Annotated in this window: 2 protein-coding genes; both read right to left on the bottom strand. The window is 40.4% G+C overall.

What is annotated here, in order from left to right; translation table 11 throughout:
- The coding region (locus HP439_RS18995) for a hypothetical protein (protein ID WP_172391893.1) at nucleotides 1-822 on the bottom strand (822 nt) is incomplete at its 3' end.
- A gap of 29 nt (nucleotides 823-851) precedes the next feature.
- Nucleotides 852-1,652 (bottom strand): RagB/SusD family nutrient uptake outer membrane protein (locus HP439_RS18990; protein WP_172391892.1); only part of this gene is annotated, 801 nt, incomplete at its 5' end.

The raw sequence follows: 1,652 nt of genomic DNA, 5'->3' as shown, positions 1-1,652 counted from the left end.
ACCGGAATTCCGAGTTGTCTCTTTTAGATCTACTTTTTTGCTTCCGACAGTAGATTCAATCGTAGATGAAGATATTAATTTGTCCCGAAATGCATTTGCATCATTTGCTGGATTACTAAATAAAGTTTCTCGTTTGGTCCATGTGCTAATATCAAATACGTCAAAAAATAAGGGATCCGCACTTAAGGAATACAAATGATACCAATGCCCTAGAATCGCATTGTTGTCTCCTTCAGGTGCTTGGGTCCGGTAAATTCCAAAATCTAGGTCTGCTGAAACTTTTTGCCCATTCGCATAGCTAAAACTTTTCCCCTGTTTTATAGAGTAATAACTTGGAATATCACTGGTCACAGAGTCTGGTAAGTAGATTTCTCGATTTGTTAAAAACGTAAAGTTCGGCACTACATTAATCTTGACTGCATTGTATCCATCGCCAATATACTGTGCCTGTTTATTGATGGCGTATACGCGATATTTGCTTTCCCCAACACGATCTGCCTGGATTTTGTACACGCCTGTGTACGTTCTTTTATCCACACCATCTGGTAAATTTATTTGTAACACAGGATTGTCCTGTCCTTCTCGACGAACACAAACAGCAAACATATCTTCTCTTGCCGAGGTAATGGTGAAATTGATGTGTACACTATCTCCGTCGTTGACTTCTTTATAATCCACCACACTATACATGCTTTCGTTAAGAAAGGTTACCGATACGTCAGAAAACATATCGTAAATATTTGGAGCGTCTTTCGCACAGGAACTGAATAGTAATAGTGCACTTGCGAATGCAGCAGCTAATTGACATTTATACTTTTTCATTATTTGAATATTTAGGGTCAATAATCTCATTAATCTAAAGGATCGAAAGTGCCACCCGTCCATCCGATCGTCGGGAGTAATAGGGCACTGGAATACATAAAATCATTGTGAAAGGTGTAAAAATAATGGTGTTCTGGAATAGCAAATCCAGAAATGCCGCTAGGCGTTAAGATAACATTCTTGAAATAATGAGTATAGGTCGCTTTGTTATTGATATCCAGAGTGTCTCGTCGTGGCAAATTTGTGTTCGGATCGATGCTTTCTAAGTGTTTTTCGTTGCTTTGGTCATCTTTTGGGTTCTGTAGTTCGATACGTATAGTTTGGATCGTTCCCGACAGTGTATGCCATTTTCTCATGCGCCGTAGATCAGCGTTACGCTTATTCTCGAATGCAAATTCGACCATTCGTTCCTTGAAAATCAATTCCCGCATATCGGCGACACTTCCTGCTCTTGCTAATCCATAATCATTCCCGCTTTTTCCTTCTTCGACTTTCGCCCGACGTTTAATCTCCCGTACTAGATTTTTCGCCAGTGCGATATCCCCTGTTTCGTTCGCACATTCGGCATAATTTAACATGACCTCTGCAAAACGTAACTCTATCCAATCTATACCGCTGCCACCCAAATTATTTGAATAACTTACGGCAGCCTGTGATAAATCTGGGGTTGAAAATTTCTTGTTGTAAATCCCTAGGTTAGCCGTTTCTCCCGACGCGTTGACGTATGTCCATTGTTGCCTATTGGATTTTCCACTTAGTGGCCACATGCTTCCATTATAGGCAAATGTGGCTTCAAACCTAGGATCTCTGTTCTGCCAAAACATAGTTGC

It is taken from the genome of Sphingobacterium shayense, from assembly GCF_013179575.1.
Classification (GTDB): domain Bacteria; phylum Bacteroidota; class Bacteroidia; order Sphingobacteriales; family Sphingobacteriaceae; genus Sphingobacterium; species Sphingobacterium shayense.
This window is presented reverse-complemented; position numbering and strand designations above follow the sequence as displayed.